This is a genomic window from Thiohalocapsa sp. ML1, from assembly GCF_001469165.1.
GTDB lineage: Bacteria > Pseudomonadota > Gammaproteobacteria > Chromatiales > Chromatiaceae > Thiohalocapsa.
Genome location: NZ_JABX01000029.1, coordinates 20,419 through 43,110, shown reverse-complemented (window position 1 = coordinate 43,110; position 22,692 = coordinate 20,419). Strand labels below are relative to the sequence as shown.

The 22,692-nt window shown below is 69.9% G+C and carries 21 protein-coding genes and 1 pseudogene; 9 read left to right on the top strand and 13 right to left on the bottom strand.

The annotated features are described in order from the left end of the window. Positions 1–34: 34 nt before the first annotated feature. The 10 genes and pseudogenes from ML01_RS17565 to ML01_RS31415 form a co-directional block, all read right to left on the bottom strand. On the bottom strand, positions 35–547 hold the full coding sequence (locus tag ML01_RS17565) for a dihydrofolate reductase (RefSeq protein ID WP_058556705.1): 513 nt from the start codon (positions 545–547) through the stop codon (positions 35–37). Next, positions 537–1,556, bottom strand: coding sequence for a YafY family protein (locus ML01_RS17560; RefSeq protein WP_058556704.1), 1,020 nt, complete (start codon positions 1,554–1,556; stop codon positions 537–539). Before ML01_RS17560 ends, ML01_RS17565 begins: the two co-directional genes overlap by 11 nt. Before the next feature lie 45 nt (positions 1,557–1,601). Beyond that, positions 1,602–1,973 (bottom strand): ribosome silencing factor, encoded by a 372-nt coding sequence (gene rsfS / locus ML01_RS17555; RefSeq protein ID WP_058556703.1) that lies wholly within the window; start codon positions 1,971–1,973, stop codon positions 1,602–1,604. A 16-nt stretch (positions 1,974–1,989) separates the two neighbouring features. Further along, entirely contained in the window at positions 1,990–2,664 is a 675-nt protein-coding gene (gene nadD / locus ML01_RS17550; protein WP_058556702.1) for a nicotinate-nucleotide adenylyltransferase, read from the bottom strand. A 326-nt stretch (positions 2,665–2,990) separates the two neighbouring features. After that, entirely contained in the window at positions 2,991–4,265 is a 1,275-nt protein-coding gene (locus ML01_RS17545) for a glutamate-5-semialdehyde dehydrogenase (RefSeq protein ID WP_058556701.1), read from the bottom strand. A gap of 137 nt (positions 4,266–4,402) precedes the next feature. Then, entirely contained in the window at positions 4,403–5,422 is a 1,020-nt protein-coding gene (gene holA / locus ML01_RS17540) for a DNA polymerase III subunit delta (protein ID WP_058556700.1), read from the bottom strand. A gap of 27 nt (positions 5,423–5,449) precedes the next feature. After that, positions 5,450–6,001, bottom strand: coding sequence for an LPS assembly lipoprotein LptE (gene lptE / locus ML01_RS17535; protein ID WP_254045294.1), 552 nt, complete (start codon positions 5,999–6,001; stop codon positions 5,450–5,452). 4 nt (positions 6,002–6,005) lie between these two features. Further along, the gene (leuS, locus tag ML01_RS17530; RefSeq protein ID WP_058556698.1) at positions 6,006–8,564 is read right to left on the bottom strand and encodes a leucine--tRNA ligase; all 2,559 of its coding nucleotides are present in this window, start codon (positions 8,562–8,564) and stop codon (positions 6,006–6,008) included. 138 nt (positions 8,565–8,702) lie between these two features. Next, positions 8,703–8,822, bottom strand: a complete 120-nt coding sequence (locus tag ML01_RS31420; RefSeq protein WP_371258221.1) for an SUMF1/EgtB/PvdO family nonheme iron enzyme — start codon at positions 8,820–8,822, stop codon at positions 8,703–8,705. A gap of 76 nt (positions 8,823–8,898) precedes the next feature. Next, positions 8,899–9,543 (bottom strand): annotated as a pseudogene (locus ML01_RS31415) (formylglycine-generating enzyme family protein); the annotation flags it as partial. 1,638 nt (positions 9,544–11,181) lie between these two features. Between ML01_RS31415 and ML01_RS17520 the strand changes: the two are divergent. Continuing rightward, positions 11,182–11,829: a DoxX family protein gene (locus ML01_RS17520; RefSeq protein WP_058556696.1), complete on the top strand. Its 648-nt coding sequence runs from the start codon at positions 11,182–11,184 to the stop codon at positions 11,827–11,829. Positions 11,830–12,057: 228 nt separating this feature from the next. Here ML01_RS17520 and ML01_RS17515 read toward each other — a convergent pair whose 3' ends face one another. Next, on the bottom strand, positions 12,058–12,636 hold the full coding sequence (locus ML01_RS17515) for a hypothetical protein (RefSeq protein WP_058556695.1): 579 nt from the start codon (positions 12,634–12,636) through the stop codon (positions 12,058–12,060). Positions 12,637–13,119: 483 nt separating this feature from the next. Here ML01_RS17515 and ML01_RS17510 point away from each other — a divergent pair, with 483 nt between their 5' ends. From ML01_RS17510 to ML01_RS17490, 5 genes are all read left to right on the top strand, one after another. Next, positions 13,120–14,577, top strand: a complete 1,458-nt coding sequence (locus ML01_RS17510; protein WP_254045293.1) for an ATP-binding protein — start codon at positions 13,120–13,122, stop codon at positions 14,575–14,577. Next, a complete protein-coding gene (locus ML01_RS17505; protein ID WP_058556694.1) occupies positions 14,567–15,985 on the top strand; it encodes a sigma-54 dependent transcriptional regulator in 1,419 nt (472 codons plus the stop codon). Before ML01_RS17510 ends, ML01_RS17505 begins: the two co-directional genes overlap by 11 nt. 176 nt (positions 15,986–16,161) lie before the next feature. Beyond that, a complete protein-coding gene (locus ML01_RS27520) occupies positions 16,162–16,602 on the top strand; it encodes a DUF4168 domain-containing protein (protein WP_162268044.1) in 441 nt (146 codons plus the stop codon). A gap of 316 nt (positions 16,603–16,918) precedes the next feature. Further along, complete coding sequence (locus ML01_RS17495; protein WP_058556692.1) at positions 16,919–17,740, top strand: BON domain-containing protein; 822 nt, start codon at positions 16,919–16,921, stop codon at positions 17,738–17,740. A gap of 326 nt (positions 17,741–18,066) precedes the next feature. Then, positions 18,067–19,350: a L,D-transpeptidase gene (locus ML01_RS17490; protein WP_058556691.1), complete on the top strand. Its 1,284-nt coding sequence runs from the start codon at positions 18,067–18,069 to the stop codon at positions 19,348–19,350. A gap of 45 nt (positions 19,351–19,395) precedes the next feature. Here ML01_RS17490 and ML01_RS17485 read toward each other — a convergent pair whose 3' ends face one another. Together ML01_RS17485 and ML01_RS17480 are read right to left on the bottom strand one after the other, a co-directional pair. After that, positions 19,396–19,824, bottom strand: a complete 429-nt coding sequence (locus ML01_RS17485; RefSeq protein WP_058556690.1) for a hypothetical protein — start codon at positions 19,822–19,824, stop codon at positions 19,396–19,398. A 67-nt stretch (positions 19,825–19,891) separates the two neighbouring features. After that, positions 19,892–20,278, bottom strand: coding sequence for a hypothetical protein (locus tag ML01_RS17480; RefSeq protein ID WP_058556689.1), 387 nt, complete (start codon positions 20,276–20,278; stop codon positions 19,892–19,894). A gap of 404 nt (positions 20,279–20,682) precedes the next feature. Here ML01_RS17480 and ML01_RS17475 point away from each other — a divergent pair, with 404 nt between their 5' ends. From ML01_RS17475 to ML01_RS17465, 3 genes are read left to right on the top strand one after another with little or no spacing between them, the layout of a single operon-like run. Beyond that, entirely contained in the window at positions 20,683–21,510 is an 828-nt protein-coding gene (locus ML01_RS17475) for a glycosyltransferase family 2 protein (protein ID WP_216819216.1), read from the top strand. Further along, positions 21,507–22,307 carry a sterol desaturase family protein gene (locus ML01_RS17470; protein ID WP_058556688.1) on the top strand — a complete coding sequence of 267 codons (801 nt, stop codon included), beginning with the start codon at positions 21,507–21,509 and terminating at the stop codon, positions 22,305–22,307. Before ML01_RS17475 ends, ML01_RS17470 begins: the two co-directional genes overlap by 4 nt. After that, positions 22,304–22,684 (top strand): hypothetical protein, encoded by a 381-nt coding sequence (locus ML01_RS17465; RefSeq protein WP_058556687.1) that lies wholly within the window; start codon positions 22,304–22,306, stop codon positions 22,682–22,684. The genes ML01_RS17470 and ML01_RS17465 overlap by 4 nt, the downstream gene beginning before the upstream one ends. The last annotated feature ends 8 nt before the right edge of the window (positions 22,685–22,692 follow it).

The following is a 22,692-nucleotide window of genomic DNA, read 5'->3' as shown; positions in this document are numbered from 1 at the left end:
GGAGCTAGGAGCTAGGGGCTAGGGGCTAGCGCACCTAGCACCTGGAAAAAAGGACGAACTCCAGCGCATACGCATTGCGCTCGTCCGCCGGCCGATGCTCGCGCGCGACCTCCCGCCATGCCGCCGGCTCCCAGGCCGGAAAGCGCGTATCGCCGGGGATGTCGGCATCGACGAAGGTCAGCGCCAGATGCGTCGCCGCCGGCAGCAGCGCGGCGTAGATGCTGGCCCCGCCGACGATCATCGCCTCCGGCTGATCCCGCAGCAGTGCCAGCGCCGCCGCCGGCGAGCTGGCCAGCTCGCAGCCCTCGGCGCGGTAATCCCGCTGCGCGGTGATGACGACATGCCGGCGCCGCGGCAGCAGCCCCGGCAGCGACTCCCAAGTGCGCCGGCCCATGACGATGGGCTTGTCCAGCGTGAGGCGCTTGAAGTGCGCGAGATCGGCGGGCAGGTGCCAAGGCAGCGCGTTGTCGCGGCCGATGACGCGATCATGCGCCATGGCCGCGACCAGCGTAATGCGCCGGCTGTCGCGATGCGGCTCAGGCGGCATCGCCGACGACCGGCGTTATTGTGCTCTCGGCAGGCGCGCCGTAGAGGTCCAGCGCCTCGCGCAGTCGCTCGGCGACGGCCTCGCGCAGCCCGACGGGGGCAATTACCTCCACCTCCGGCCCGAACTTGAGAATGTCCATGATCAGCTCGGCGGGGTTGCTGTAGGGCACCCGCAGCTCATAGCGGCCGTCGTCCAGGGGCCGGCCCTGCTGGTCGCGGTGCCAGCGCTCGTTGGCGACGTAGCGCGCCCGGGTCGCACTGAAGCAGAGCACCGCCTCGTGTTGCGGCGTGCCGGCGAAAATGCCGTAAGAGCTCGCGAAGTGGCTGTCTAGCGCCGCGGCGTCCACGTCGAGCGCGGGCTCGTCGAGCGCCACGGCCTGCTCGATGGCGTCGAGCGCGAAGGTCCTAAGCCCTTCGCGCAGGTGGCACCAGCCGTCCAGGTACCAGTTGTCGCGGTAGTGCACGAGCCGCTGCGGCGACACGTCGCGCTCGTCGCGGGACTCGCGCCAGCGGCTGTAGTACTTGAGCCTGAGCCGCTTGCGCTGTGCGAGCGCCCCGGCCACGGTCTGGAAGGCACCGCCCTGCTCGGCGTTGTGCCGCGCCGCCATCTGCAGCATGCGGATGCGACCCACGAGCCCCTCGGAGCCCGTGCGCTGAAGCTCTAGCAGCGCGTCGATGCGCTGCTGCAGGGGTTTCAGCATGGGCTCCAGCAGGCCCGGCTGCACGTCGGCCAGGAGCTGCTGCACGGTCAAGAGCGCGTGCAGCTCCGAGGCGTTGAACCAAAGCCCCGGCAGCTCGTACATCTGACCTTCCCGCTGGTCGTAGCAATAGCCGTTGTGCTCGCGGTCGTAGACGATCGGCGCGTTCAGATACAAGCGCATATCCTCGATGATGCGCTTGACCGTCGCCCGCGAGCATTCGAGCTCGTCCTCCAGGCGCTTGCGCGACACCGGGTGCCGCGAGGCCTGCAGGATGCGGTTCAGCTCGAAGATGCGGTCGAAGCGATCCATGACGGGCAGCGCGGCGCGGCCCCGCTCGGGGCCTGCCGCCGCGCGCTAGCGGCCCGCCGCAGCGCTCTGCAGCGGCGGCGCGTCGGACACCAGCGCCGGCGCCGACCAGAGCCGCTCCAGATTGTAGAAGTCACGCACCTTGGGCAACATCACGTGCAGAACGACGCCGTTCAGGTCCACCAGCGCCCACTCGCCCTCCGCGACGCCCTCGGTGCCGAGCGGTGGCTCGCCGGCCTCCTTGGCGCGGTAAGCAACGGTCTCGGCAACGGCCTTCACGTGGCGGTCCGAGGTGCCGGAGGCGACGATCATGTAGTCCGTCACCGCGGTCTTGCCGCGCACGTCCATGATGACGATGTCGCGGGCCTTCATATCGTTCAGCGTCTCTACGACCAGGTCTTTCAGTTGCTCAAGCTGCATCTTGTCCCCTCTGGGCTTAAGTGTTGAATTCGGATTCACGCGCAAGCGCCGGGCCGGCTGGCCCCGCATAGCATCCCGCCGCCTCGGCCAGGTCCAGCACCGCGTCCGGCAGCAGAAAACGCGGGCTTGCGCCGGACGCCAGCGCGCGGCGGATGCGGGTGGATGAGATGTCGAGCTGCGTCACCGATTGCAGCCAGATGCGCCCCGCAGGCGCCGCGTGCAAATCCGCCGGCCGCTCGGTGCGGCGCCGCTCCAGCTCCTCGCGCAGCTCCGCGTCGCGCGGCAGCACGCTGCCGGGGCGGCGCATCACGGCGATATGGGCCAGCGTCAGGATGTCCCTCGGGCGATGCCATTCGAGGAAGCCGTTGAATGCGTCGCCGCCGACCAGCAGGCACAGCGGCGCATCCGGCCCGAGCTCCGCGCGGAAATCGGTCAGCGTGTCCACGGTGTAGGAGCGCCCGGACCGCCGCAGCTCCCGGTCGTCGGCGACCAGCCCGGGCACGCCCGCGATGGCCGCCTGCACCATGCGCAGGCGCAACGCCCCGTCGGCGGCGGGCTGCTCGCGATGCACGGCGACGTTGAGCGGCAGGAGCCGGACCTCGGTCAGCCCGAGGGCCTCGCGGACCTCCAGCGCGGCGCGCAGATGGCCGAAGTGGATCGGGTCGAAGGCGCCGCCGAACAGGCCGATCATCGCGAGGGCGCCGCCGCGGGCGGGGGCACCGGCAGCGGGGCCGGTGCACAGGCGGCGCGTTGCACGCTGGGCATGCCGCCGGGTAGGAACGCTGCTGGGCGCGCCTGTGGGCGCAGGGGACAGCGGGCTTGCGAGCCTTAAGCACGCACGCGAGGGCCGGCAGAACGTCGGCTGGATCAAGGCTGGCAAAGGCTGCACGGTGGGCGTGCGATCAATTGGTTGCCTGCGCAATGGGCAATTTCCACGGACCATACCAGAAACCCGCCGGACTTGGCAGCCGCCGCTGGTCGGGCATGCGAACCGGCACGTCCGCGCTGCCACGTCCGTCAGCGGCGCACGTGCCCATCGCCGAGCACGATGTACTTCTGCGACGTGAGCCCTTCAAGGCCCACCGGCCCGCGCGCGTGGAACTTGTCCGTGCTGATGCCGATCTCGGCGCCGAGCCCGTACTCGAAGCCGTCGGCAAAGCGCGTGGACGCGTTCACCATCACGGAGCTGGAATCCACCTCGCGCAGGAAGCGCCGCGCACGGCCATAGTCCTCGGTGACGATGCTGTCGGTGTGGTGCGAGCCGTGGCGCTCAATGTGGTCGATGGCCGCATCCAGGCCGTCGACAACGCGAATCGCCAGGATGGGCGCGAGGTACTCGGTATCCCAGTCCGCCTCGGTGGCCGGCAGCGCGCTGCCGAGCACGGCGCGCGTGCGCTCGCAGCCGCGCAGCTCCACCCCGGCCGCCGCCAGTGCCGCGCCGACGCGCGGCAGAAACTCGCCGGCGACGCCCGCGGCCACCAGCAGCGTCTCCATGGTGTTGCAGGTGCCGTAGCGCTGGGTCTTGGCGTTCATGGCCACCGCGAGCGCCTTGTCGAGATCGGCACGGTCGTCCACGTAGACGTGGCAGATGCCGTCCAGATGCTTGATGACCGGCACCCGCGCGTCGCGGCTGATGCGCTCGATGAGGCCCTTGCCGCCGCGCGGGATGATGACGTCGATGTGCTCCGGGCTCGCGATCATGGCGCCGACCGCGGCGCGGTCGGTGGTCGCCACCACCTGCACGGCGTCCTCCGGCAGACCTGCCTCGGCGAGCCCGCGCCGGATGCAGGCGGCGATGGCGCAGTTGGACGCAAACGCCTCGGAGCCGCCGCGCAGCACCGCGGCGTTGCCGGCCTTGAGGCACAGCGCCGCGGCATCGGCCGTCACGTTCGGGCGCGACTCGTAGATGATGCCGACGACGCCAAGCGGCACCCGCATGCGGCCCACCTGGATGCCGGACGGACGGTAGTCGAGCCCGGTGATGGCGCCCACCGGGTCGGGTAAAGCGGCGACCTGATGCAGGCCTTCGATCATCGCGTCGATGCGCGGCGGCGTCAGCGCGAGCCGATCGAGCAGCGCGGCATCAAGGCCCTTGGCCGCGCCGGCCTCGAGATCCGCGGCGTTGGCCTGGCCGAGGATGTCGCGGGCTACATCGAGTTCAGCGGCCATCGCTGCCAGCGCCCTGTTCTTGGCCGCGGTCTCGGCGCGGGCCACGGCGCGGGCGGCAGCGCGGGCGCGCGCGCCCACAGCGGCCATGTAGGCGGCGACGTCTGTTATCTCTGGCTCATGCATGGATTGGCCTCCGGCGGCAAGCGTGTGGGGGCATTGTCCCCGACGCGGGGCGGGGCGGAAAGGGCCGAGGGCTCTGGGGCGAGGATGCGACCCTGACGATGTGCAAAACGCGCCTCCGCGGCCCTGGGCCCTTCCCCTTAGCCCTTCCCCCGCGCGGCCAGCGCCAGCCCATCGGCGATCTCGGCCAGCACCGACCAGGGCTCGGCATCGCCGCGGCCCTTGATGGCGAGGTCGGCGTCGGCGCAGCGCGCGAGCAGCGCCCACAGCCGCACCAATGGCAACCTGCGCGCCGCGGCCAGCACCGACTCCGAGCGATACTGCGTCACCTTATGCTCGCGCAGCACCGCCGCAACGTCCCGGCGATTGGCGAGCGCAAAGCCCACGGCCGCGAGCTTGCGCAGCTCCCGCGCCAGCACCCACAGCACCAGCGGGGCGGCGGTACCCTCGGCCGCCAGCACCCGCAGCACGCGGTCGGCGCGGGCGCGGTCGCCGGCCAGGGCGGCATCGGTGAGGTCGAAGAGGTCGTAGCGGGCGTTGTCGGCGACGGACGCGAGCAGCGCCTGAGCGTCGAGCGGCCCGGGCTCGCGCAGCAGCTTGAGCTTTTCGATCTCCTGCGCGGCGGCGAGCAGGTTACCCTCGACGCGTTCCGCGAGCACGGCCAGCGCATCGGCATCGGGCCGAAAGCCGGCCCGCTCCAGGCGCCCCGCGAGCCACCGGCTAAGGCGCTGCCCCTGGAGCTGGCGCACCTGCACGATGACGCCGGCAGCATCCACGGCCTGCGCCCATTTGGAGGTCAGCGTCTTCCAGTCGAGCCGCGGGGCGATGACCAGAAGCAGCACATCATCCGCGGCGCCGGCGCAGTAGCGGCGGAGCGCCTCGCCGCCGTCGCGGCCGACGCCGTCGCCGGCCAGGCGCACCTCGATCAGGCGTCGCTCCGCGAACAACGACAGCGACGCCGTGGCGTTGGTCAGTGCCGACCAGTCGAACTGCGCGTCGGCCTCCAGGCAGGTGCGCTCGCCGAAGCCGCGGCTGCGGGCGACCGAGCGCACGGCAGCGGCGGCCTCGCCGAGCTGCAGCGGCTCGTCGCCGAACAGCAGATAGATCGGCGCCAGACCGCGGCTCAGCGCCGCCTCGAGCTGCGTGGGGTCGAGCTGCATACCGGGCCGCTGCGCGCCGCGCTCCGCCTAGCCGGCGCCGGGGCGCTGCGCGAGCGCGGCGCGCAGGCGAAAGATCACCTGATCCGCCGCGTCGTCGGCCATGTCGGAGTAGATGATGTCGGACTCCTGCTCCTTGCCGAGCACCGCCGCATCCGGGTTGTCGTCGAACGTGCGCTCCAGCGTCAGTCGCTGCGGCTCCACCAGCGGCACGCCCTGCGCATCCAGCACGGCAAAGCGCACACGAGATGTCAGCATGAATGCGAGCGCCTTGCCGTTGGAATCCACGGCGACGACGCGGGAATCGCGCTCGTCGGCCAGGATGTCGATGACCATGCCCGCGTTGGTCGGGGTCGCCGTAGTGGGCACGCCGCTCGCGATCAGGCGCGATTCGATGCTGCGCCCGACGAGGCCGCCGCCGCGCACGGCAACGGGGCTCAGGCCCGGCGGGATGTCCACGGCGCCGCGGAGCTGAAAACCGCAGCCGCCGAGGACGGCGACGGCGGGCAGCGCCAGCAGGGCCGCCGCGAGGCGCCGCCGGGCCAGGCTGCGCGGCGCCGGGCAACAAGGCTCCAAGGCCACGCGCTCAGCTCGCAACGACGTTCACCAGCTTGTTCGGCACGACGATGACCTTGCGCACCGTGACGCCCTCGATGAAGCGGCGCACGTTCTCATCGGCCAGCGCCGCGGCCTCAATGGCCTCGCGCGGCGCGTCCGCCGGCACCTGCACCTTGCCGCGCACCTTGCCGTTGACCTGCACGACGTACTGCACGTGCTCCTGCACCAGCGCGGCCGCATCCACCGCCGGCCAGCCGGCGGCGAGCACGTCATTGCCGAAACCGAGCTCGCGCCAGAGCTGATGCGTGACATGCGGTGCAATGGGCGCGAGCAGCCGCAGCACGATGCCGAGCCCCTCGCGCAGCAGCGCGGCACCGGCCGGCGTCTCGGCATCGAGCTTGTAGAGCACATTCACGATCATCATGCAGCCGGACACCACGGTGTTGAACTGCTTGCGCTCGAAGTCGAACAGCGCCTTCTTCAGCGCCGCGTGGACATCGCGGCGCGCATCGGCGATGGCCGGGTCGGCAGCCGGAGCAGTGGCGCCGCGCACGGCCTCCGCGCTGCCGGCCGCCAGCGCCCAGAGCCGGCGCAGGAAGCGCGCGGCGCCCTCCACGCCCTCGTCGGACCATTCGAGCGACTGCTCCGGCGGTGCCGTGAACATGGTGTAGAGGCGCACCGTGTCGGCGCCGTAGCGCTCGATGAGTGCCTCGGGATCGATACCGTTGTTCTTGGACTTGGACATCTTCTCGACGCCGCCGAAGGTCACGGGCTCGCCGTCCGCCCTCAGCGTGCCGCCGATGAGCTTGCCTTTGTCGTCGCGGGTGACTTCAACGTCGGCGGGGTTGAACCAGGTGCGCTTGCCATCCGCGCCTTCGCGATACCAGGTCTCGGCGACCACCATGCCCTGGGTCAGCAGGTTCGCGAAGGGCTCGTCGCAATCCACCAGGCCCTCGTCGCGCATCAGCTTGTGGAAGAAGCGCGCGTACAACAGATGCAGCACCGCGTGCTCGACGCCGCCGACGTACTGATCCACCGGTAGCCAGTACTTCGCGCGCTCGTCCAGCATGGCCGTGTCGCAGTCCGCCGAGCAGTAGCGGGCGTAGTACCAGCTCGACTCGAAGAAGGTATCGAAGGTGTCGGTCTCGCGCTCCTCGCCGTCGGGCAGCGCGTAGAACTCAGGCATCCGCTTGAGCGGCGAGCCGGCGCCGTCCACGACGACATCCTCCGGCAGCCGCACCGGCAGATCGGTTTCGGGCCGCACGCCGCCGTCGGCGGTGCGCACCGCCGGGATCGGGCAGCCCCAGTAGCGCTGGCGCGAGACGCCCCAGTCGCGCAGGCGAAAGTTGACGCGCTTCTCGCCCCGGCCACGCTCGGCGAGCCAGGCGGCGATGGCGTCGAAGGCCTGCGCGGAGGTCAGGCCGTCGAAGGGGCCGGATTCAACCAGCACCCCCTTCTCGACATAGGCGCCCTGGCCGATGCCGCAGTCGCTGCCGTCCGCGCTGACGATGACCTGCTGCTTCGGGATGTCGAAGCGCTCGGCAAACTCCCAGTCGCGCTGATCGTGCGCCGGCACCGCCATGACCGCACCGGTGCCGTAGCCCATGAGCACGAAGTTGGCCGCAAAGATCGGCACCGGCGCGCCGGTGATGGGATGCACCGCGTCGAGGCCCAGCCGATGGCCCTTCTTCTCCATGGTCTCCAGCTCCGCCTCCGTGGTGCCGCCCTTGCGGCACTCGTCGATGAAGGCGGCAAGCGCCGGGTCCTGCTCGGCGCGGGCGCGGGCCAGCGGGTGCTCGGCGGCAACGGCGACGTAGGTGACGCCCATGACGGTGTCCGGGCGCGTGGTGTAGATGCCGAGGCGCTCGTCGGAGCCCGCGATGCCGAATTCCATGTAGACGCCCTCGGAGCGCCCGATCCAGTTGCGCTGCATGGTGCGCACCTGCTCCGGCCAGCCGTCTAGGGTGTCGATGGCGTCCAACAGCTCTTGGGCATAGGCCGTGATGCGCACGGACCACTGCTCGATCTCGCGCTTCTCCACGGTTGCGCCGGAGCGCCAGCCCTTGCCGTCGATAACCTGCTCGTTGGCGAGCACGGTCTGGTCCACCGGGTCCCAGTTCACGGTGGCCTTGGCGCGGTAGGCGAGGCCCTTTTCCAGCAGCCGCGTGAACAGCCACTGCTCCCAGCGGTAGTAGTCCGGGTCGCAGGTGGCCAGCTCGCGCGACCAGTCGTAGCCGAAGCCGAGCCGCTTCAACTGGCCCTTCATGGTCTCGATGTTCGAGCGCGTCCAGGCGGACGGCGGGATGCCGTGCTTGATGGCCGCGTTCTCGGCGGGCAGGCCGAAGGCGTCCCAGCCCATGGGCTGGAGCACGTTCTTGCCCAGCATGCGCTGGTAGCGGGCGATGACGTCGCCGATGGTGTAGTTGCGCACATGGCCCATGTGCAGCCGCCCGGACGGGTACGGGAACATGGACAGGCAGTAGAACTTCTCGCGCGCCGGGTCCTCGACGGCGCGGAAGGTCCGGTTGGCATCCCAATACTGCTGCGCCGCCGTCTCGGCAGCGGCGGGATCGTACTCACTCTGCATCGGCTCGGGTCTCGACTGGCAGCGGCACGGGCGGGCGGCACGGCGCCCGGCCGAGCGGCTGCGGACGGCTGGGTTCAGCCGCAGAGGATACCGTATCGCCGTCGCCCGCAGGCAGCCGCGCCGGGTCTGCGTCTTCGCTTAGTCCAACGCGCGGGCGACCCGAAACCCGATGTCGGCATTGCGCGTGCCGGGCTCGCTCCACAGCCGCGCGGCGGCGCGCAGATACCCGGGCTCGTAGCGCCAGGCGCCGCCCCGCATGACCCGCCGGCCGCAGTGGCGCGTGGGCCGGCTCCTCTGCCGTCGGCGGGATACCGGGCTGGACCTTGTAGCGCGCGCTCCAGCAGTCGCTCATCCACTCCCAGACATTGCCGTGCATGTGGTAAAGCCCCCAGCGGTTCGGCGGCAGCGCCGTCGCGGGCAAGGTCTGGCCGCGATAGATGCCCGTGCGCGCGCCGCAGGCGGCGTAGTCGAAGACGCCGTTGTAGTTGGCCTGATCGGTATGAACGCAGCCGCCGGTGGCGAAGGGCGTGTCGGTGCCCGCCCGGGCCGCGAATTCCCACTGCGCCTCGGTGGGCAAGAAGTACTGCTTGCCGGTCTCGGCGCTGAGCCATTCGGCATAGGCCATGGCATCCGGCCAGGAGACATTGATCACGGGCCGGTTGCCGCGGCCCCAGCCTTCATCCGGCGGCAACGCACGCCCGGTCATCGTCGCAAACAGGTCGTACTCCGCAAAGGTCACCTCTGCGATGCCGAGCGCGAAGGGCTCGACGCCGACCCGGTGCACCGGGCCCTCGCTGGCATGCCGCTCGGGCTCGCCGCCATAGGATCCCAACATGAAAAAGCCGCCGGGCAAGGCCGCCAGCTCGGGGCCGCGCCCGCCACTCGCGAGCACATCACTAAAGGTGGCCCCGACGCCATCGACAAAGAGGCTCCGAAAGGCGTCCGGTGCGATCTGATGCACCACCTTGGCCGCGGCCATCTGGAGATCGCGCGGTGTGCCCTCGCCGGAGAGGTACAGCGCCATGGGCCCCAACATCACCAGGCCGGCCAACCTCCCCGTCAGGCCGAGCATACGGGCGGCGCGCCAGCCGCGGCCCGAGCGCCGACGCCTGCGCCGGCTGCCCTTGCCCGACGGCTCGGATTGCCCAGGCTGGCCGGCGGCGGTGCGGCGCGGCGGTCGGCCGCGGGCCGGTACCAATACTCGGATCGAGCGCGCCCGTGCACGAGCATCGGCCGCTGCCCGCGCCCCCGGCGCCGGCGCCGCCTCGGCGCCGTCTCCGGGCGGCCTGGCTGCCCGCTCGCCGGCGAGGGCCACAAGCCCCCGGCTCAAGTGCCCCAGCCAGAGGCGTGGCACGTCGGAGCGCTCATCCGGAGGCCTGTCCCGGAGCAGGCGCTCATACAGCGCGTTCACCGTCAGCAAGCGCCCGGTTGGAGCGTCCTGAGCCGACAGCACATCGGCGAGCCAGGGCCCGAGCAGGCGGCGCGGGGGCATGGTCCCAGCGACGGCGACGAAGGGCGCATTGGCGGCGCTCGCCAGCACGGCCGTGTTCGGAAGCTTCATGGCCTCGGCGGCGAACACCCGGCGTAGCGCTGCCCCGGGCGCGGCAGCGACGACACCGATATCCAACAGGATGATCCGCCGCGAGCAATCGCTGAGCCGGGAGTTGTTCAGCAGGGCGGCAATCGGCATGGCGTGCCGGGGATCGAGCCCGCCGGTCCAGCCCGGCAGCAGCAGATGGGTGCGGCCCGCGCGGTCGAGCAATCCTGCCGCGGCGATATAGAGCAGCAGCGTGTCGCCGCCGTGCTCCGCGCTGTAAAACTCGAACAGGGTCTTAGCGAGGCTGCCCCGATCCGGATTCAGCAGCGTCTGCACCTCGCCGAAGCCACCCGCGTCGGCCCGCAGAAGCGCCGCACGCAAGTCCTCCAAGACCGCTGCGGGGGTGCGGGCGGCGAGGGGTTGATCCGTACGATAGGCATCGATGCCGACGAGGAGCGCGTGCTTCACCAGGTTGCCGGGCCAGGTCTCATGTCAGGTTACCCCTATCAGTTTATAGGGGTTTCCTGCATCTGCACGCTGTCGGCTCGACCGATTGTCGCCCGTCAGCCCGGGCACGGCCGAAGGTCGCGGTTAGGCCGGAGGTTCCGTGATTCGCATCACATCGGCGGCGAAGGCGCCCCTGCGAGCCATCGGGAACGGACGGTTAACGAACGGCACCTTCCCCGGCACGGCGATGTTGCGGATGGAGCCGAAGACATCCTCAGCAGGCATCCTCAGCAGACATCCTCAGCAGGCATCCTCAGCAGGCATCCTCAATTGAGGCGGCCCGCCCCACTGCTTATCTTGCCCAACGAAACGAACCCTTCGCCCTGGTTGCCAAGCCCCAGCTTGGCAACCCCAGCCCCGGAAGCTCCAGCTTCCCGTCGGTCAGCCACGCGGTAGCCACCTCGATCAACCTGCGCCGCGACCTCGCGGGACGCCGATCCGGGACCGCCGCTCGCCCGTCTCTTTGCCGGCCGCTCGCGCCGGATGGCCACCCAATGAAAGATCGCCGGCGCCGCTCGGGTCTGCGACGGTGAATCCATCGTTTTCACCTCGCCACCTCGCCGGAGAACAACCATGTTTGCGCTGATCCATCAGGCCCGCGGTCTGCTCGATGCCACGCGACGCGCCGACTTCATCGCGCCCTTGCTGCTGCGGCTCTATCTCGCGCCCATCTTCTGGATGGCCGGCACCATGAAATTCGCGAGCTTCGACAGCACCGTGGCCTGGTTCGGCAACCCCGACTGGGGCCTGGGCCTGCCGTTTCCGACGTTGCTGGCGTTTCTGGCGGCCTCCACCGAGACCGCAGGTGCGGTGCTGCTGGTACTGGGGCTCGGCGTGCGCCTGATCTCGATGCCGCTGATCGTCACGATGCTCGTGGCGATGGTCACGGTGCACTGGCAGCACGGCTGGCTCGCCATCGCCGAGGGGGCCGGCTCGCTGTTCGCCAACGCGCGCACCATCGGCGCCATCGAGCGACTCGACCGCGCCAAGGACATCCTGCGCGAGTACGGCAACTACGAGTGGCTGACCGAGAACGGCAGCCTCGTCATGCTGAACAACGGCATCGAGTTTGCGGCCACCTACCTGATCATGCTCGTGGCCCTGTTCTTCATCGGTGCCGGCCGCTGGCTGTCGGTGGACGATTGGATACGCCGCTGGCTCGATCGCCGGAGCCCGGCTGCGCGGGGCGCGAGGTCGCGCTTCGCTATGGCGCACGCCTGAGGGCAAGGGCTGCGGCAGCGTCGGCGCCGAGCCGGACACCCGCCGCCGTCCGCCGAAGCGGTGCCGGCACCTTGCGGTGCGAACGGGCTGCACGAGCACACGGCGGTTCAAGACCGGGGGCAAAGGCGGGGCCGGCGGCCGCAGCGCTTCTGGTTGCGCAGCTCGCGGCGTGCCGACAGAGCCCGGCAGGTCCGCCAAAGGGCCGTTTCCGATCCGTCCGGGGCGGACTCAGATGGCTGCCAGCACCTGCTGCAGATTCGCCTCGCCGATGACCCAGCCGCCCTGGTGGGCGGACGCCTCGGGGCAGTCCATGCCGGCATGGGACTGCCCCCCGCCAACAACGATCCGGCGGCAGGGGATCAGGCTCCAGCCGTCGCTCGTGAGCTTGGCTCGGGTGTCTGTGTCGGTCTCGTCGAACGCCAGGGCGACCCGCCGGAACCCACCGGAACCCCCGCGTCGTTGTGCCTCAAGGGAGGCCTGGGCGAACTCCTGCCAGGTCCACTGGCTCTGCGCCCACTCCGGCGTCGCCACGATGATCATGGCCGAGCACTCGGACATTGCCTGGAGGTATCCCGCGTTCCAACTCGCGTTGCGGGCACCGATCAGGGTAATGCCGGAGGACTCCGCCTGGAACCGGCGGTCCTGGGTGAGCTCGGTCCCCTCCTGCTCACGCATGGCGATGTTGTCCATGTAGACGGACCGGGTATCGAAGAGGCTCTTCGCCCGCATGATCCGGCGGCGCAGCCACGTGGCGAAGATCGAGCCGAGGCCGGCGTTGGAAAAGCTGAGAAGCACTTCAGTCGCCATAGCGGATTCCTCGCTCGGGATGACTCTCGGCATGAATTGACGCCGCTCGGCGTCGCTGCCCGCCTCAGCACGCCTCCCCGCGGTCCCTCCGGCCGCGGGCGGGCCGAGATCAGGCCCTAGGGATCGTCCCGAAAACGCGCACCTCCGGATCGGGTAGGCGGGGTCGGGCTCCCCGTCCCGCAACGCGCGGGGCGACCGCGGACAGGAAATCCGTTCCGCCCGGAGCGTCCACGCTGACCCGATCCTTGTACGCTAGCGCCGCCGGGATGCGCCGTCAACATGCACCGGCGCGGCGGCAAGCGGGGCTGCCGAACGCCGGGAGCCCCGCAAGCGCGGGCGCCTTGCCTGCACACTCACGGCCGGATCTAGAAGCTCGCCCGCGGCTCGCCCGCGGCTCGCCCGCACCTGTTGCGCCAGCAGGGCGCGCCATGGGAGATAATCGTCCGGGTGAAAGGTTTAGGCTCACTGCGCAACGCTGTCCTGTTGTTCGTCCTCCTGCCGCTGCTCGGCATCCTGGTCGCCGTCGGCATGCTCGGCCTGCGTGAGCTGGAACAGCAGATGACCACGCGCCTGCAGGACGATATCGAGCTGGTGGCACGCTCGATCCGGTTGCCGATCTCGGCGGCGATGCTGCGGGGTGATACCGAGGCCGTGCAGGAGGCGCTGGACTCGGTGTTTCAGATCGATCAGGTGTTCGGCGCTTACGTATACAACAGCTCCGGCGAGCGGGTGGCCACCAGCGGGCCGCGCAGCCCCTTGTTGGAGCGGCGTCGCGATGCACGGGCAGTGACAGCGCAAGGGACGCAGGGCAGCTTCGAGGAGCGTCGCGGCCGCGACGTTTTTTCGTTCTTCCTGCCGTTATTGGATCCAGCAGGGCAAGTGGTCGGCCTGTTGCAGGTGACGCGCGACCTATCCCGTTTCCAGGACTATTTGGTCCGGATGCAGTGGCTCGGTGGCGCCGCGCTCGGTCTGCTGGCGGTCGTCTTCGTCCTGGTCGTGCTGGTCGGACACCATCGTGCCGTCGGTCGCCATGTGCGCGCCTTGACCAGCGCGATGGAGCCGATCGGGAACGGCGAGCCGGGACTGCGCGTGCTTGAGCAGGGGCCGGATGAGCTCCGCCGTCTGGGCGTTGGCATCAATGCGATGATCAGGCGTTGGGAGAGCTCCGAGCAACGCCTGCGCGATCAACGTCAACGCGAGGCGAGGCTTGAGAGTGAGCTGCGACAATCGGAGAAGCTGGCGGCGATCGGGCGTCTGGCGGCCGGCTTGGCGCACGAGCTCGGCACCCCCCTGGGCAGCGTTGCCGGGCGTGCCCAGCGCGCCGCGCGCGGCTTGCCGGAGACGTCGCCGGCCAAGGCTGAGCTGTCGCGGTTGCTGGCAGAACTGGGCCGGGTGGAGAGCATTGTGCGCGAGTTGCTCGATTTCGCACGCCAGGGGCCGCCGCGCCGGCGGCCGGTCGAGCTTGCGCCGTTGATCGAGGGCGTTGTAACCCGCTCGCGACAGGCCTCGCCGCGCCGCGATCTCCGTGTCGACGTCATGCTGCCCCGCGACTTGGTCGATCTCAGAATCGACGTAGATCCTTTGCGTCTGGAGCAGGCATTGGGCAATCTGCTCGACAACGCGCTGCAGGCGGCCGACGCGCGGGTCCGGATCAGTGCCGAGCTGGTCGCGGATCAACTGCTGCTGCGGGTCGAAGATGACGGGCCCGGGGTGGCCGCCGCTGCCGTCGAACGGCTGTTCGAGCCCTTCTTCACCACCAAACCTGCCGGTCAGGGCACGGGACTCGGGCTCGCCGTCGCGCGCGCGGCCGTTGCCGAGCATGGTGGTCGTCTAACGATCGAGTCCGGTCGCGCATCGGGCGCCTGTTTCCAGATCGGTTTGCCGCTGACGGGCCGCACCCGAGCCGACGCCGAACGACGAGGCTCAACTGATGTTCGCTGAGCCTGGTGCAACGCCGACCGAACGACCTACCATCCTGGTGGTTGAGGATGACCTTGGCTATCGGCAGTTGTTGCTGGAGGAGCTCGAAGACGCCGGCTATGTGCTCACCGGGGTTGCCGATGCCGCCGCGGCGCGCGCCGTGCTCGCGCGCCAAAGCATCGCCCTGGTGCTGAGCGATCTGCGCCTGCCGGGCGAGGACGGGCTGGCGGTGCTGCAAGCGACCCGCGCGCTGACGCCGATACCCGGTTTTATCATACTGACCGGTTTCGGCACCATCGGACAGGCGGTGGCCGCACTCAAGGCGGGTGCCGATGATTTTTTGACCAAACCGGTCGATCTCGACCATTTGCGACTCGCGGTGGCGCGGGTGTTGGAGAACCGGCAACTGCAGGCCGAGGTAGCGCGGTATCGGCAGGTGCTCGCGGGCGCGAGCTTCCACGGTATGCTCGGCAAGAGCCCGGCAATGCTCGTGCTCTATGACCTGATCCGCCGCATCGCCCAGTCCGACAGCAGCGTGCTGATCACCGGCGAGTCCGGTACCGGCAAGGAGCTGGTCGCACGCGCGTTGCACGCCGAGAGCCCGCGCGCGGCGGCGCCGTTCGTCGCGCTCAATTGCGCCGGCATTCCGGAGTCCTTACTGGAGTCCGAGCTGCTCGGCCATGCGGCCGGTGCCTTCAGCGGTGCACGCGGCGCGCGCCAAGGGCTCTTCGCCGAGGCCGACGGCGGCACCCTGTTCCTCGATGAGATCGCCGAGATGCCGCCCGCGATGCAGACCAAGCTGCTGCGGTTGCTGCAAGACGGCCGGGTGCGGCCGGTGGGCGCCAATGCCGAGATCAGCACCGATGTGCGTATCGTCGCCGCGACCCATCGCGATATCAGCGAGCGCATCGCGAACGGGCACTTCCGCGAGGATCTGTTCTACCGCCTGGAGACCTTCCACATCCAGGTACCGCCGCTGCGCGCCCGTGGCGAAGACATCGCCGCCTTGCTGCAGCACTTCTTGCAGACACACACGGTGGCGCGCGAGTGCCCCGCGCGGCGTTTCGCGCCCGAGGCCTGGCGCGCCTTGCTGAGCTATGGCTACCCCGGCAACGTGCGCGAGCTGGCGAGCCTGGTGGAGCGCGCCGCGACCCTGGCACCGGCGGAGGCAATCGGCCTCGATGACCTGCCGGAGCGCGTCCGGAGCGAGACCTCTGGCCGCGGACACGCAGACGAGCCATCCGTCGCATCACCCGCCGCGCCGCAGGCCGATGAGGACTGGCGGACACTTGCCGAGGTCGAGGCGCGTTACATCCGATCGGTCCTCGATTGGACCCACGGCAACAAGCAGCGCGCGGCCAAGATCCTTGGAGTCGGCCGCAAGACGCTCTATCGCAAGCTCGACGAGCGGAGGCCAAATGACACGTAGCAGGATGACACATGTGTCGTTTCGACTCGGTCGCTTGGCCGTCCAGCCCTTGCGCCTACGCTGGGTTGATTTCATAGACCATTGATTTCTCAGTCTCCATCGTCTTTTTTCAGGCTTGGCACGGCAAGTGAATGTTCCAGGTTGCCATTCACAACCGTTCCAAGCGGAGGTTCAACATGAAGACGATGACACGTGAACAGACTCGTGCGCAGACTCGTGCGCAGACTCGTGCGCAACTGGCTCCGGCCCTTGCAATCGCCGCACTGCTCGCCGCAACCGGCACCGCCGTAGCCCAGCAAGGTACAGGCGGGAATCCGGCTGCTGGCATGCAAGCGCCGCCGAGCGCTCCCATGGAGGTCGCCGATGCGACGGTCTCGAATTTCGCCGATGCCTTCCTCGCGGTGCAGAAAATCTCCGAGGAGCTGTCCGCGGAGCTGGCAGAGACTCCGAGCGCGGAGGTTGCTCAATCCCTGCAGCGCGAGGCCCAGAATGAGATGGCGCAAGCCGTTGAAGAAGCTGGCATCTCCGTGAAAGAGTACAACGATATCGCCGTGGGTATGAAAGGCGATCCGATGCTTGCGGAACGGGTCGAGACGGCGATCAACGAGAACCGCTAGGGCTGCGATTCGGCCAGCCGCGCGCGTTCGAGCCGGCATCGCAGGTGCTTGAGCGCATTGTTTGGCCGAACGCGCAGACCGCGTCACGAGCCGCCGGCCTGCTGGGCTGGCGGCTTTGCGCTTTACCATGAAAGTCGCGCGGCGCGCGCCTTAGCCCCCCCTCGCCCTCCGGGTCGCTCTGGGAGAGGGCCGGGGTGAGGGAAACGGCCATGGCGAGCAGCGCCTTGCGGGCTACGGGGTGGCGCTGGTCGCCATGGCCGGCCGTTAGCTGGACAGGCGCTTGCACGCCTCCAGATTCCCACGGGAGGGCTCTTCGATGATCGATTTCAAGGGTAGCGCGACGCCTAAGCGACGCATCGCCGCTGTGCTGACGCTCGGCGCCTTGGCTGGACCTGTGGGGTCCGAATCACTTGAGCAGGCTGAGACGGCGGCCAAGGCACAGGTGATCCTTGACGCCAATCCGTTACTAGGCGGCTACGCGCTCAAGGTGCGGCCAAGCGGTACCGGACTGCGCCTCGAAGGTGCTGTTGCGAACCAGATTGAGGCGGACCTCGCTGCCGAGCTTGCCGGCTTGATCGCCGGGGAAGCGGCCGACATCCAGTCCGGATTGCGCTTGGATACACGCATACCGGAGGAGCAGAGCGGCTTGATCACCGCGATCCGGGAGCGTACTACCGCTGCCCGGCTGAAACAGCGGCTACGCTGGCAGGTCCGCAACATCCCGCTGGATGTGCAGGCAAGGGTGGAGAGCGGGGTGGTGCGCTTGCACGGCCAGGTTGGTGCTTTGGCCACCAAAGACCGCCTTGCGGCGATGGCGGAGAGCACGATGGGAGTCGATGAAGTCTTCAACTACATCAGCGTCGATCCGGCGTTGATCACCGACGAGCGCAAGCGACAGCGCCGCGCCGAAAGGACGCATCGGAAGGACGACTGGATCAGCACCCGTTTGCGGGCGTTGTTGCGGTCCGACACCACCGTGAACGACCGCTCCATCGAGATCACGGTGAGCGACGGTGAGGTTACCCTGAGCGGCTCGGTGGCCTCATCCGCGGAGCGCGCGGTGGCCGAATCCATTGCCGCGGATGTCCCCGGTGTTCAGGATGTCGATTCGCGCCTTGTCATCGAACGCTTACTGTGAAGCGCCTGCTGTGACGCGCCTGCTGTGACGCGCCTGCTGTGATGCCGAGCATAGCCGCAACAAAAAGCCGGTCGCATGCCGGCGGGGCGGACGCCGACCGCCATCTTCCATCAGGGCTATCGCATCGACGCAGGCCTCGGCCCGCCGCACCCGGCGCCGCCACTTGCGCGGCCCGCAAATCGGCGCACATCTCTCCCACGATCGAGGCTGCCCGCCCGGTCTCGCGCCCGTCGCCCCTCAAGCCCAGACTTTGCCCGGCCCGGCGCAATCGGGTAACGTCTGTGTCTGCGCCCAGCGCCCCGTCCAGTCACCGCCGGATCAGCCGCATGACCCACTTGTCCTTCACCCGCAGTGCCGCGCATCTTAGCGGTGCATTCGCGCTCGTCGTGCTGCTCGGCCTGCTCGGCGGCTGTGCGCAGATGAGCTTTCCCGAGCTGCCGCCCGGTTTGACCAACCGGCCGCAGCCCGCCGCGGAGACGCAGCCCTCGCCGGAAGACGAGGCCGCGGGCGCCGTCGCCGAGACCATCGAGCCACCGGAGCCAACTGCCGAGGAGCCGACCGCCGCGAAGCCGAAACCGGGCAAACTCTACGAGTGGTCCGGTGACGGCCGGCAGCTCACCCGCATTATCATCGACACCAACGAGCAGACGGCCCGCTTCTTCGCCGGCGACGACCCGGTCGGCTGGAGCACCGTCGCCACCGGGGTTGCGAACCACCCGACGCCGCGCGGCGAGTTCTCGATCTTGGAAAAGGTGCGCGACAAGCGCTCGAACCTCTACGGCAAGATCGTGGCCCGCGACGGCCGGGTGCTGAAGGGCAGTGCCCACAGCAGGGACCGCGTCCCGGCCGGCGCCCGGTTCGTCGGCGCGAACATGCCGAACTTCATGCGCATGACCTACGACGGCATCGGCATGCATGCGGGACCGATCCCGAACCCCGGCAGCCCCGCCTCCCACGGCTGCATCCGCATGCCGCCGACATTGGCGGAGGCGGTGTTCGCGCACGTGGGGTCGGGCACGGCCGTGACGGTGGTCGGCAACGGCCCGGACTACGGCAACTATGCCGAGCGCATCGCCCGCGAGCAGGCCGAGCAGCGCGCCCGCCGGGCGGCAGCCGAGGCAGCGAAGACGGGCACCGGGCTGGACGCCCTTGATGCCGAGATCAAGGCCATGGAGGAGTCGGGCGTGGAGACGCCGCCAGCGACCGGCACCAAACCGGCGGACCCGCAGTCCAGAACACCTGCGCAGGCACGAGAACAGCCCCCGGCCCCCGGCGCCACCGCCGGCTCCGGCGCCGCGGCATCCGACGCCGCAAGGGCGGAGCAAGCGCCGGCCGATGCCCGTGCCAACGCCGAAACCGACGCGGCCAAAGCAGACCGCGCGGCGCCCGAGCCCCGCCGCAGCGAGAGCAAGGTGCGCGCCGATGCTGCCAACAAGGCGGCCCCCGCTGCCACGCCAGGGCCCGAGCAGCCCGGCCGGGAGTCCGCGCCTGCTGCGGACATGCCGGCAGAAGCCCCGACCGAAGCGGACCCGCCCTACTACGAGCCACCGGCACCACCACCCACCATCCGCTCCGCCGGGGCGCCTGTGTCCGCCGCGGCCCGCGGCTGATTGCGGCCAAATCCGAACCCTTGGCGCGCCGCGCCGCAGCCGCCGTCAGCCGAGCACGTGCTCGTAGACGAGCCGCAGCAAGGCCAGTTCCGGCGCCGGCATCCCGCGCGCCTGGCTCAGCTCAATGAAGCTCGCCCCCGCCGCGGCGGCCGCGGCGAGGGGCGGATCGATGGCCTTGAACTGGGCAAGGTGCACCTCGGCGCAGACGCCGTCGGCGACCACGTGGCAGCGGAAGCCGCCGTCGGACTCGATGCAGCCCCGCGGCAGCGACAGCGCCGCCTCGGCATTGCGCAACAATATGCCGGGGTGCTGGCGCACCGGGCCACCCGCGGCGCCGCAGGCACCGGGATGCACCACCGTAGTCGCCGGCAGCACGGCATCGGTGCAGATGCCGCCGTGCGCGGGCCGCAGGAAGCGCAGGCGCGCGCTGGTGCTCTGCTTGTGATACACGACGAGATGGGCGGCGGCGGACATGGCGTGCTCTCCCGGTGGCAGGGTCGCGCAGTGCGCGGAGGCCGGTCTGTGGCTGCGGCCGGCGGTCTCAGGGCGCTTCCAGCAGCCTGAAGTCGGCGCGTATGCGGCCGCCGTCTGCGCCGCTCTCGGCGCCGGCCCAGGCCTCCACGGCCTCGACGAACCAGCGCGACCGCTTGGGATGGGCCCGCACGATGTCGTACTCGCCGAAGCAACTGCCGTCGCCGTGGAAGACCAGCATGCCGAGGCGGTAGCCGTGGGCGTCGAGCCACTCCGCCACGAGGCTGTCGGCGCCGCTGGCCGCGTCCCGTTCGAGCCGGTAGCGGGCCGTGCCGGCGGCGCAGTGAGCGATGATGTCCGGCTCGTCGAAGAGCGCGGCGGCGGTGTCCCGGAGCGCCGCGCAGAGGGCCTCGGCACGCGGGCGCAACCGGTCGATCTGGTGTTGCAGCGGATCCATGCGAAACCCCGCAAGCACGGCTCGTGCCACCGCACCGGCACCATAGGATTTCAACGTGTTGCGAAGGCCCGCGCCACACCCTGTCGGATCTGTTCCCGGCCTTTGTCGGCATGCCGACAGTCAATCTGCCCGCACGCGGCGCCGTCAAGCGATCCTTGCGTGTCGCCGCGGAGCGCGAGGAGGGTCCACCTTGACGCCGGCATGGCCAATGCGGGGGCTTGTCGTCTTCGAGGAACCTCCGCACCTAAGGCGATTGGCGGAAGAAAACATACCAGGCGGTATGTTGTTTGACAGAAATCGCCTTAGGTCAGCTCCGAACTGATCAGCGCCCAACGCCGTGCCGATGATCTTGCGCCCAACGTGCTTTGCAACGCCGAACAGGCCCATGCGCCGGTTCCCCCGCCATGCTTGACAGGCTCGCCGACGACACGGCCCGCCCCAGGCCGACCCTGCCGATGGCGGTGGTGATCCCGACCCGGCGCGTGGACGCCGCGGTGTGCACCCACGCGGCGCGGGTCGATGCCGTGCTGCGGCCCGCGGAGCTGGTGCTGGTGCAGCCGCACGACGCCGAACCGCCCCTGGCCTGCACGCCCGCTCCCGCCCACTGGCGCGTGCTCGGTGCACCGCGCGGGCGCGGCACGCAGTGCAACGCCGGGGCGCGCGCCACCACGGCGCCGCTGTTGCTGTTTCTGCACGACGACACGCTGCTGCCGGAATCCGCCGCGCGCGGCCTCAGGGCCGCCTTCGCCGACGCCCATCTGGGCATGGCCTGCTTTCGGCTCCGCTTCGACCACCGCCATCCGCTGCTTGCGCTGTACGGCTGGTGGACGCGCTTCGACACTCGCTGGACGACCTTCGGCGACCAGGCTTACGTGCTGCGCCGCACGCTGTTCGACGCCGTCGGCGGCTTTCCGGACTGGCCCTTGTTCGAGGACGTGGAGCTCGCCCGGCGCGTGCGCCGCCACGGCCGGCCGCTCGGGCGCATCCGCAAGCTCCCCGCCAGCGTCACGACATCGGCGACGCGCTACGTCCGCGGCGGCGTGCTGCGGCAGCAGATGCGCAACCTTTGGGCGATGCTCCGGTTCTTTGCCGGCGCCTCGCCGTGGCGGCTCGCCGCCGCCTATGAGCGCGCCAGCACACGGCAGCAACAGCCGACGAGAACCAGTCCACCGCCGACGGAACGCGGCGACGGCCCAGACCAGACACTGTCTCAAGTACAGGATTCCTTATGAGCATTGACACCATCATCGGCCTCCTCGCGCTCGGCGCGCTGTTCGCGCTGGAGGGCTGGCTCCCTGCCCGGCCCGGCGGGCGCCGGCTGCGCCACGGCGCGCGCAACCTGGGGCTCGCGGCCGCGAGCGCCGTCGTCGGCGCCCTCACCGCGCCGCTGCTGGTGCTCGCGACCGAGCTCTCGGCGGCGTCCGGCATCGGCCTGTGTCATGGCCTCGGCCTCGGCTGGGCCGGCTGTGCGCTGCTGACCTTCGTTCTGTTCGATCTGTGGATGTACGCCTGGCACCGCCTGAACCACGAGTTGCCGCTGCTCTGGCGCCTGCACCGCGTGCACCACACGGACCCGGCCATGGACAGCACCACGGCGTTGCGTTTTCACCCCGGCGAGATCCTGCTCTCGGCCCTCGCAAACTGCCTGGTCCTGCTCGCGCTCGGCATGTCCCTCGGCATGCTGGTGCTATACAAGTCGCTGATGGTGCTGGTTATCCTGTTCCACCACAGCAACATCGACGTGCCCGGGTGGCTGGATGCGCGGCTGCGCGCCATCATCGTGCCGCCGTCCATGCACCGGGTGCACCACTCGGACGTCCCGGCGGAGACCAACTCCAACTACGGCACGGTGTTCTCGTTCTGGGACCGGCTGTTCGGCTCCTTCCGGCTGCGCGCGGACCCCGCACAGATCCGCTTCGGCATCGGCGCCTACGCCGGCGACGACTGGCAGCGCCCGCTCCGGCTGCTGCGCCTGCCGCTGGAGCCGACTCCGGGGCCGCTCCGAACCCCTGCGGAGGCGAGCCGATGAGCAGCCCCCCCTCGGAGCCGACGGGGCTCCTTTTCGTCTACAACGCCGACAGCGGGCTGTTCAACGTCGTCGCCGACGCCGCGCACAAGGTCCTGTCGCCCGCGACCTATGCATGCAATCTCTGCAAGGTGACCTACGGCTGGTTGACGGAGCGGCGCGCCTGGCGGGACTTCATTGCCGGGCTCGATGTGCCCTGCACCTTCCTGCACCGCGACGAGCTCCGTCGCCGTTACCCCGGCATCAACGTCGCGCTGCCCGCCGTGCTCCGCGTCACCGACGGCAGCGCCGACGTCTGCATCGACGCGGACAGCCTGAACCGCTGCGAGGACACCGATGCCCTGATCGCGCTCGTGCGTAGCCGCTGCCTGGGGGCTTGAGCGGCATC

Excerpts from the sequence above, each read along its gene's own strand:
- ML01_RS17565 (WP_058556705.1), bottom strand. The coding sequence starts at position 547 with ATGCCGCCTGAGCCGCATCGCGACAGCCGGCGCATTACGCTGGTCGCG.
- ML01_RS17560 (WP_058556704.1), bottom strand. The coding sequence starts at position 1,556 with ATGGATCGCTTCGACCGCATCTTCGAGCTGAACCGCATCCTGCAGGCC.
- rsfS (WP_058556703.1), bottom strand. The coding sequence starts at position 1,973 with ATGCAGCTTGAGCAACTGAAAGACCTGGTCGTAGAGACGCTGAACGAT.
- nadD (WP_058556702.1), bottom strand. The coding sequence starts at position 2,664 with ATGATCGGCCTGTTCGGCGGCGCCTTCGACCCGATCCACTTCGGCCAT.
- ML01_RS17545 (WP_058556701.1), bottom strand. The coding sequence starts at position 4,265 with ATGCATGAGCCAGAGATAACAGACGTCGCCGCCTACATGGCCGCTGTG.
- holA (WP_058556700.1), bottom strand. The coding sequence starts at position 5,422 with ATGCAGCTCGACCCCACGCAGCTCGAGGCGGCGCTGAGCCGCGGTCTG.
- leuS (WP_058556698.1), bottom strand. The coding sequence starts at position 8,564 with ATGCAGAGTGAGTACGATCCCGCCGCTGCCGAGACGGCGGCGCAGCAG.
- ML01_RS31420 (WP_371258221.1), bottom strand. The coding sequence starts at position 8,822 with ATGCGGGGCGGCGCCTGGCGCTACGAGCCCGGGTATCTGCGCGCCGCC.
- ML01_RS17520 (WP_058556696.1), top strand. The coding sequence starts at position 11,182 with ATGTTTGCGCTGATCCATCAGGCCCGCGGTCTGCTCGATGCCACGCGA.
- ML01_RS17515 (WP_058556695.1), bottom strand. The coding sequence starts at position 12,636 with ATGGCGACTGAAGTGCTTCTCAGCTTTTCCAACGCCGGCCTCGGCTCG.
- ML01_RS17505 (WP_058556694.1), top strand. The coding sequence starts at position 14,567 with ATGTTCGCTGAGCCTGGTGCAACGCCGACCGAACGACCTACCATCCTG.
- ML01_RS27520 (WP_162268044.1), top strand. The coding sequence starts at position 16,162 with ATGAAGACGATGACACGTGAACAGACTCGTGCGCAGACTCGTGCGCAG.
- ML01_RS17495 (WP_058556692.1), top strand. The coding sequence starts at position 16,919 with ATGATCGATTTCAAGGGTAGCGCGACGCCTAAGCGACGCATCGCCGCT.
- ML01_RS17490 (WP_058556691.1), top strand. The coding sequence starts at position 18,067 with ATGACCCACTTGTCCTTCACCCGCAGTGCCGCGCATCTTAGCGGTGCA.
- ML01_RS17485 (WP_058556690.1), bottom strand. The coding sequence starts at position 19,824 with ATGTCCGCCGCCGCCCATCTCGTCGTGTATCACAAGCAGAGCACCAGC.
- ML01_RS17480 (WP_058556689.1), bottom strand. The coding sequence starts at position 20,278 with ATGGATCCGCTGCAACACCAGATCGACCGGTTGCGCCCGCGTGCCGAG.
- ML01_RS17475 (WP_216819216.1), top strand. The coding sequence starts at position 20,683 with ATGCTTGACAGGCTCGCCGACGACACGGCCCGCCCCAGGCCGACCCTG.
- ML01_RS17470 (WP_058556688.1), top strand. The coding sequence starts at position 21,507 with ATGAGCATTGACACCATCATCGGCCTCCTCGCGCTCGGCGCGCTGTTC.
- ML01_RS17465 (WP_058556687.1), top strand. The coding sequence starts at position 22,304 with ATGAGCAGCCCCCCCTCGGAGCCGACGGGGCTCCTTTTCGTCTACAAC.